Origin of the sequence: Ruegeria sp., from assembly GCF_965199275.1 — a bacterium.
Classification (GTDB): Bacteria; Pseudomonadota; Alphaproteobacteria; order Rhodobacterales; family Rhodobacteraceae; genus Ruegeria.
Map to the genome: position 1 here is coordinate 1 of NZ_CBDAQX010000029.1, position 7,539 is coordinate 7,539.

The 7,539-nt window shown below is 60.4% G+C and carries 9 protein-coding genes and 2 pseudogenes; 4 read left to right on the forward strand and 7 right to left on the reverse strand.

All coding sequences use genetic code 11. The annotated features are described in order from the left end of the window. A pseudogene (locus ACOERD_RS27910) lies at positions 1-229 on the forward strand (LysR family transcriptional regulator); the annotation flags it as partial. On the opposite strand, the gene ACOERD_RS27915 reads toward ACOERD_RS27910, so the two are convergent. Then, the gene (locus tag ACOERD_RS27915; RefSeq protein ID WP_419741184.1) at positions 218-373 is read right to left on the reverse strand and encodes a hypothetical protein; all 156 of its coding nucleotides are present in this window, start codon (positions 371-373) and stop codon (positions 218-220) included. The pseudogene ACOERD_RS27910 and the gene ACOERD_RS27915 overlap by 12 nt on opposite strands. Between ACOERD_RS27915 and ACOERD_RS27920 the strand changes: the two genes are divergently transcribed. Beyond that, positions 366-2,108: an IS1634 family transposase gene (locus tag ACOERD_RS27920; RefSeq protein WP_419737624.1), complete on the forward strand. Its 1,743-nt coding sequence runs from the start codon at positions 366-368 to the stop codon at positions 2,106-2,108. The genes ACOERD_RS27915 and ACOERD_RS27920 overlap by 8 nt on opposite strands. Before the next feature lie 112 nt (positions 2,109-2,220). Beyond that, positions 2,221-2,814 (forward strand): annotated as a pseudogene (locus tag ACOERD_RS27925) (substrate binding domain-containing protein); the annotation flags it as partial. 63 nt (positions 2,815-2,877) lie between these two features. On the opposite strand, the gene ACOERD_RS27930 reads toward ACOERD_RS27925, so the two are convergent. From ACOERD_RS27930 to ACOERD_RS27945, 4 genes are read right to left on the reverse strand one after another with little or no spacing between them, the layout of a single operon-like run. After that, on the reverse strand, positions 2,878-3,780 hold the full coding sequence (locus tag ACOERD_RS27930; protein ID WP_419741185.1) for an OmpA family protein: 903 nt from the start codon (positions 3,778-3,780) through the stop codon (positions 2,878-2,880). Beyond that, a complete protein-coding gene (locus ACOERD_RS27935; protein WP_419741186.1) occupies positions 3,777-4,349 on the reverse strand; it encodes a peroxidase-related enzyme in 573 nt (190 codons plus the stop codon). Before ACOERD_RS27935 ends, ACOERD_RS27930 begins: the two co-directional genes overlap by 4 nt. Before the next feature lie 16 nt (positions 4,350-4,365). Further along, on the reverse strand, positions 4,366-5,076 hold the full coding sequence (locus ACOERD_RS27940) for a GNAT family N-acetyltransferase (RefSeq protein WP_419741187.1): 711 nt from the start codon (positions 5,074-5,076) through the stop codon (positions 4,366-4,368). Then, positions 5,073-5,795 carry a competence/damage-inducible protein A gene (locus ACOERD_RS27945; RefSeq protein ID WP_419741188.1) on the reverse strand — a complete coding sequence of 241 codons (723 nt, stop codon included), beginning with the start codon at positions 5,793-5,795 and terminating at the stop codon, positions 5,073-5,075. Before ACOERD_RS27945 ends, ACOERD_RS27940 begins: the two co-directional genes overlap by 4 nt. Before the next feature lie 51 nt (positions 5,796-5,846). Between ACOERD_RS27945 and sfsA the strand changes: the two genes are divergently transcribed. Further along, on the forward strand, positions 5,847-6,554 hold the full coding sequence (gene sfsA / locus ACOERD_RS27950; RefSeq protein ID WP_419741189.1) for a DNA/RNA nuclease SfsA: 708 nt from the start codon (positions 5,847-5,849) through the stop codon (positions 6,552-6,554). Here the strand turns inward: sfsA and ACOERD_RS27955 are convergent. Together ACOERD_RS27955 and ACOERD_RS27960 are read right to left on the reverse strand one after the other, a co-directional pair. Next, the gene (locus ACOERD_RS27955) at positions 6,551-6,916 is read right to left on the reverse strand and encodes a hypothetical protein (RefSeq protein WP_419741190.1); all 366 of its coding nucleotides are present in this window, start codon (positions 6,914-6,916) and stop codon (positions 6,551-6,553) included. The two genes, sfsA and ACOERD_RS27955, sit on opposite strands and share 4 nt — an antisense overlap. 111 nt (positions 6,917-7,027) lie before the next feature. Continuing rightward, on the reverse strand, positions 7,028-7,539 hold a 512-nt coding region (locus tag ACOERD_RS27960; RefSeq protein ID WP_419741191.1), incomplete at its 5' end, for a sulfotransferase family protein.

Below are 7,539 nucleotides of genomic sequence, written 5' to 3' on the forward strand. Positions count from 1 at the left end.
CCTCGAGTCGAGGCTGGGGGCACGACTGCTCAACCGGACCACACGCCGCGTTTCTCCGACAGAGATTGGTTTGGCCTATTACGATCGCGCCCGCCGGGTGCTGAACGACGCAGGTGAGGCGGATTCGCTGGTCACCGCGATGCAATCGGCCCCTTCTGGCCTGCTGCGGATCAGCGTGGCGACGGATTTCGGGGTCAATCACCTGTCGCCCGTGCTGTCAGATTTTCTCCTGACTTCCGACCTTTTTGTTGATCTGACTGGGTTTTTGGTTTGTTTTCAGGTGTGGTTGCTCAGAGGCGCGTTGTAGTGCCCCATTATTATAAAAAGTATTGACATGGGCCTTCAGATGGCTAACCTCTTCGCCCATGTTCATCCGCACCAAACATGACGCAAAGCTCAACCGCACACGGATCCAGATCGTTGAATCCGTCCGCACCGGCTCCAAGGTACGCCAGAAGATCCTGCGCCATGTGGGTGTGGCCCATAACGACAGCGAGATTGAGGATATCAAGCGTCTGGCGGGCCGCTTGATGGAGCAATTACGCATTGATCGCTCGCCGCAAATGGAACTGTTCACGCCCACGGAATATGCCGATCTGCAGGCGCTGGTGCGCCGCGCTCCGCGGCCGGACAAGCTTGGCGTTGATCTTGCCGAGTGCCGTGAGGAGGCGCGGGTCTCTCTGGGTCTGCGGGATGTCATGGGGACGATGTATGACCAACTGGGTTGGGGGGCCCTTCTGGGGGCGGCGCGTAAAAGTGCCAATCGCATTGTGAAAGAGCTGGTTATGGCGCGGATCGCACAGCCCGAGAGCAAGCGCGCGACCGTGGAGGCGTTGGAGAACCAGGCAGGCATCACGCTCAATCTGGACGTGGTCTATCGGAGCATGGATTACATCAATACGCCGGTGATAGACGGGATTTGCAAAACCTCTCACGCGGCGGCAGAGAAGTTGCTGGGCGGGCCAGTGACCGTGCTGTTCTACGATTGCACGACCCTGGCCTTTGACACCGAGCGCGAGGACCCGGCCGAGGATGCGGACGGGGTCGAGCAGGATCATCTTCTGGCCAAGGGCTTCAGCAAGGATGGCAAGCATCACCGCGCTCAGGTCATGCTGGCGCTGATCGTCACCTCCGATGGGCTGCCTGTGGGCTATGAACTCTTCCCGGGAAACACCTGGGAAGGTCATACGCTGGAAGCTGCGCTGAAGGCGTTGGAGGGACGCTTCGACGTGGCCAGGGTCACGTTCGTGGCCGATGCCGCCATGCTCAGCAAGGACAACCAGCAGATGTTGCAGAACAAGGGTCTGCCCTACATCCTCGGCTATCGCATGAAGTCCGCCCCGGCCGCCGTGAAGGCGAACATTTTGAGCCCGGAGGGACGCCAGCCTTGGGCTGGACACGGTTCTGAAGAGGCAACCGAGAAGGGCTGGTACAAGGTGATCGACCAGGAGGGAGCGCGGGTCATTGTGACCTGGTCACCCACCCGGGCACGCAATGATGCCCACAAGCGCGACAAGGCAATCGAAAAGCTGCACAAGAAGCTCAAGCGCTCTCGCAAACCCGGCAGCTTCAGCAGCCGGGGATATGGCCGCTTCCTGGCCTTCCCCGACAGCGGGGACGTCACGCTGGATGATGCAAAGATCAAGGCAGCGGCACAATGGGACGGGCTGCATGCCATTGTTGTTCATGGTGCGGACGAACTGGAGGCACAGGACGTCATTGCCCGCTATCACCAGTTGTGGGAGATCGAAGCCTGCTTCCGCACCAACAAGCACGATCTGAAAATCCGGCCCATCTATCACTGGTCGCCGCGTCGGGTCCGGGCCCATATCGCCATCTGCTACATGGCCTTCTGCTGCCTGCAGCACCTGCGCAAGCATCTGGACCTGCTCGGACACCCGATGAGCCCGGCTCGTATCCGCAACGAGTTGAACGCATTGCAGCTCTCGATCCTGCGCCACAAAGGCACCCCTGACCGCTACGGCATGCCAAGCCATGCCACGGTCGATGCCAGACGCATCCTCACCTGCGTCGGCCTGACCTGGAACGAAGCCCCTTTCAAGATACCCCCCGGGCGCACCCGAAAAACTGGCCAGACCAAAGCCTGAGCTCCCTCAACACTCCGAAACAATCGCTGGCGAAAAAAGTCCGTGTAGTGCCTTTTGGCAACCAAGGCATAATAATATCAATGACTTATACGAAAAAATGTCGGAAGTCAGGAATCACCTGTCGCCCGTGCTGTCAGATTTTCTGGCCACCTATCCCGACATTACCGTGAACATGGTGCTCAATAACCGCTACGTGGAACTGATTTCCGAAGGCTTTGACGTCGCCGTTCGCATCGGAGAGCTGGAAGACAGCACTTTGCGCGCCCGTAAGCTGACGGAAACCGTCAAACGGTTGGTTGCAGCCCCCAGCTACATTGAGAAATACGGACGGCCACAGAAGATCGACGATCTGAACGAACACAAGCTGCTGCACTATTCCAGCCAATCCTCGGGCAATGTCTGGCGCCTAACTGCCCCGTCGGGCGAGAAACGCCAGGTGCGCACGGCCGGTTGGCTCAGCGTGAATGATGGCCAATCGCTGTTAAACGCGGCGGTCTCGGGCCTCGGGATCGCCTATCTGCCCAGCTATCTTTACGCTGATGCGCTGAAATCCGGTGAGGTTGTGGATGCAATGCCATCCCTGCCGGATGAGGTGCAAGGCATCTACGCGGTCTATCCTCCAGGCCGCTTCACTCAGCCCAAGGTACGGGCCTTCATAGACTTCCTCGTTGACGCGTATTCCGAAAAAGGCGCGATGGACTGGTAATTCTCCCGGTGAACTGGATCGGCCCGTGCGTTCTTCGTGCGGGTCTTTTTTTGTGCAGACGCGTCAGTTGACCAGCAAGACAGCCTCGACCCTACGGTTCAGGTCGCGCCCTTCCGGCGTCGCGTTCGAGGCCAGCGGAGCAAGATATCCCACACCCTGTGCTTCGATCCGATCTGCCGCGACGCCGTGCGTGTCGATCAAACGGGCGCGCACCGCCTGCGCCCGTTCGGTACTGACCTTTGTATTGGCCTGCAGCGCGCCCGTATCGTCGGTATGACCGACCAACGCCAATCGGGTCGACGGGTTGTCTGCCAAGAACTGCGCCAGCAACGACAAGGAGGCGAACGGGCCGTCGCCCAACGCCACCTCGCCGGTGCGGAAATGTAAATCGTCAAGGATCACATGGCCCGACTGCTGCAATGTGTCCAACAGACCCTCCGTTCCATTGGCGGATTGCTCAACGACCACAGGCGCTGGCGCCGGAGCATCAACGGGTGCGACGCGGATCAGTTGCACATAGCCATCCGGCGGGTTTCGGCTGACCAGCAGGCTGAGCGCCTCATCACCTTTGGTGGCAGATAGAAAACGATAGTCACGAATGGCGACGTACATATCCGGCGTTGGCACCACTTCGGTCCCGAAGCGGAAATCGAACCCGCCACAGGTCCGAGCCTCACATTCAAACAGTATATCAAAGCCTTGCGCCACGAGCTGATCCCGTAGCGGAGCCAGCAATTGCAGCGTCGTGCTAGAGCCCGCCTGCAAGCGCCATGTCAGCCGCTCGACCCGCCCCTCGACCGTGCGAGCAGGGACTATGCCATCTGCAACGGGCCCTGTGGGCAGCTCATAGCTGTCCAACGGCGAGGTCCTCTCGCTGATCTGACGCGCGCTGGCGGGCAGGGTCAGATCTTGCGCCAGACCCGGCCCGGCCATCAGACAAAAGGCAAGGGCGAGGCGTCGGATCATCGGGCTTGCGCGTGGTATTCGGGGTTGGGCGCCATGGCGGTGGCACTGGCCACCCGGTTGGACATGTTGAAGAACCCGGTGACGTTGGCGATGTCCCAGATATCCCGGTCACTGAAGCCCTGATCGCGCAGGTGCTGGCGGTCGGCCTCTTCAATCTCGGCGCTGGCGGTGGTCATCTTCGCCGCGAAATCCAGCATCGCACGCTGGCGCGCATCCAGAGGGGCGGTGCGGTAGTTCATCACAAGCATCTCGCCCAATTGCGGATCACCGGACATCTGCCGCACTGCTGCACCATGAGCAACAAGGCAGTAGAAGCACTTGTTGATCGAGGACACGACCACCGCGATCATCTCACGTTCAAGCTTGGACAGCCCGCTCTCTGCCAGCATCAGGTCGTTATACATAGCCGTGAAGGCGTTCAGCTTGTCGATATCGAACGCGTAGGCCTTCAGCACATTCGGCACCATGCCCAGCTTTTCGAGGCAGACATCAAAATATTTCTGCGTCTCGGGCGGCAAAGGGTCGGCCATAGGCAGGTTCAGCGCGGTGGGTAGATCAGTCTGGGTCACGGGCTTTCTTAACTCCTTAGACACGTTGACGATAATGGTATTCCCCGACAATCTCCATCCCGAGCGCGCGGTAGAGGCCATTCGCCCCGTCATTGGCCTTTGTACAGATCACGCTGAGCGTTTTCGCCCCGTTGTCCCGCGCCCTGAAGGCTGCTGCCCGCATGGCCCATTGGCCCAGACCCTGGCGGCGGTGATCGGGCAAGATTTCAAGCGCATGCACCATGGCCACATCGCCTTTCATAGCCATGAACACAGTTCCCGCCGGGCGATCAGAATGCCGCAACAGGAACGCGGTCTTGGGGCCCGCAGCACGCTCCATCACGGCCAGACGTTCAGGGCCGATACCGCCCTTGGCCCAGATCTCCTCCATGACTGCAAGCGGTGGCCAAATGTCGAACGCGGTCACGCGGGGCAGAGGCTGATCAGTCAGCAGTTCTGGCGGGCAGGCGTAGATGTTGACCGGGTCCAGAACCTTATAGCCGCGTGCTTCCAGTTGAGCGTCGAGCTTGTGGTCATTGGGCCAAAGGCAAAAGATGCGTTTCTGGCCCATAGCCCGCATGGCACCCTCGGCCGCGATGATATCGGCCTCGGTCGCCTCACCCAGCGCATTGGCGGCAGACACGCGTGATCCACCGCCCTGCCCTTCTCGCAGGCGAAAGGGGCCAAAGGTCTCATAACGCGCGGCGGGCCATGTTCCGTCAACGATGTCGGGCCAGTTGATGCTCACAACTCGAGCTCTTTTGCCAATTGGGTCATGGCCGCATCGATGCGCGCACCCTCGGTGCCCCGGATCACCACGTTGGCGCCGAAGACCCCGTTGATCTGAAACGGATAGCAGCCGATGGACAGGTCCGAGAACGCCTCAGCCAGTGCAGACAGCGTGGCAGCGATGTCGCCTTCGCCCCGATCCACCCGCAAGGTCTGCGACAACAGCGGGCTACCGCCCGTCAGGCCCGGCAAGACACTGGCAACCATGGCTTGGAAGACCGAGGGCACCCCGGCCATCACATGCACGTTTTCGATGGTAAATCCGGGCGCGGTTGAGACCGGATTGTCGATCAGCGCGGCCCCATCAGGAATGCGGGCCATACGAAGGCGGGCCTCATTCAACTCCAGCCCTGACTTGTCGTAATGCGCCTGCAAAAGTGCGCGCGCATCGTCGCGCACGTCAATTGGGGTGTCAAAAGCGCGGGCGATGCAATCGGCGGTGATATCGTCATGCGTCGGTCCGATGCCACCACTGGTGAACACATTGTCGAAAGACCCAGACAGCGCCTTGACCGCCGCCTCGATCGCCGGGGCGTCATCGCTGACAATACGCACTTCTTTCAGGTCGATGCCATGCTTGGTCAGTTCACCCGCAAGGTAATGCATATTCGCATCGCGCGTCCGGCCCGAGAGGATCTCATCCCCGATGACAAGCATTGCAGCGGTTGGATTGGCCATGGCGCGCGCCCCCTCTTGATCGGCTGTTGGGGCAGGTATAGGCCGTGGGGCATGAGATTTGAAACCCCCCTTGTCCCCGCCCGACTGATCCGCCGCTACAAACGCTTTCTGGCCGATTGCACGCTAGAGGATGGGCGCGAGGTGACAGCCCACTGCGCCAATCCGGGCTCAATGATGGGACTGGCTGAACCGGGCGAGAAAATCTGGCTGGAGCCCAATGACGATCCGAAGAAAAAGCTGAAATACGGCTGGCGGCTGGTTGATCACGAGAATGGCCATTTCACCGGCGTCGACACTTCGGTGCCGAACCGGGCACTGCGCGCGGCGTTGGAGGGTGGCGAGATCCCCGAACTGGCCGCTTATGAAACCGTCCGGGCCGAGGTGAAATACGGCCAGAACAGCCGCATTGATTTCCTGCTGACCCAGCCCGGCCTGCCGGATGCCTATGTCGAGGTCAAAAGCGTCACGCTTTCCCGCCAGCCCGGTCTGGCCGAATTCCCCGACAGCCTCACCGCTCGCGGCACCAAACATCTGCATGAGCTGGCCTCCATGGCCGAGCAGGGCCACCGCGCGATCATGCTATATCTGGTGCAACGCACCGATTGCGACCGCTTCGCGCTGGCCGCCGATATCGACACGGCCTATGCGGTGGCCTTCGACACGGCGCAGGCGCAGGGGGTTGAACGTTTGGTGGTCGGCACCGCCGTTTCGCCACAAGGGATCGAGGTTGATGCGGCGAAGGCCTGGGCAATCGGTTAAGGCAGGAGAGTGAACTCTCCCAGATAAGAGCCTCGCCCCGATGTGTAGCCGCGATAGGTGCCATCCTCAACCTGCCCCACCGCAGCGCAGAGGTCCTGATCTTTGCGGAACGTCTTCCAACGGCTGCAGATCCTGTCGCCCTCCAACCACCAGACACCAGTGTCCCGGCCAAGCCGGGGGACTTCGACTTCAAAACTCTGGTCGGCGTTCACACGTGCCGCGCCGGCGATGCCAGCACGATTCAAGGCAATCTGGCGATCCTCTACCAAAAGCGCCGCAAGCTGATCCTTCGTTAGCATCGTTACCTCTTCGCGGCAACCGCAGGTCAGAACGACCAGAAGAGCAGCAATCGCTCTGACCATCTCAGCCCCAGTTTCCACCGAAAAAATTTCAGGGGCACAGTGGCGCAAACCGGCGCGTATGACCACGTGCACGCGGGATGATCAACGGAATTTGAACCCTACGCGTTTCGTTTAGGCCTGATCATTGAAGACTTCAGGCCAAAGATCGGTGTCCAACCCTTTCACAAACGGTGCGAAGTGATCGGCCACAGCCTGCCACCCCCCGACCGAAGCGGTGTTGACGGGTTTACGAGCCTGAAGGTTGCTGGCCGTTCTGATCGCATCCGAGGATTTGTCGGGCGATAGCATCGCCTTTTCAAAAGGCACGTCGCAAAGCTGGGCCAGCTCCTTGGCGCCGTCCTCCAGATTATTCACCAGATGTTCGTAGCTTATGTCATGGACCCGCCCCGGAAGCACGGCATGCCAGTGCTGAATATAACGGCGATAGCGGTTTGCCTCGGCTGCCATCCAGCTCAGATCATGCGTGTAGTACAGGCCACCCGCTCCGAAATGCGTCCGCCACATCGACAGCGCCACATCGCGCGGATCGCGCATGACGTTCAGGATTACCGCGTTCGGGAAGGCCTGCGCAATCGGCCCCAGAAACGCGTAGTTCCCCGGAGCCTTGTCGACAAAGGCGCGCG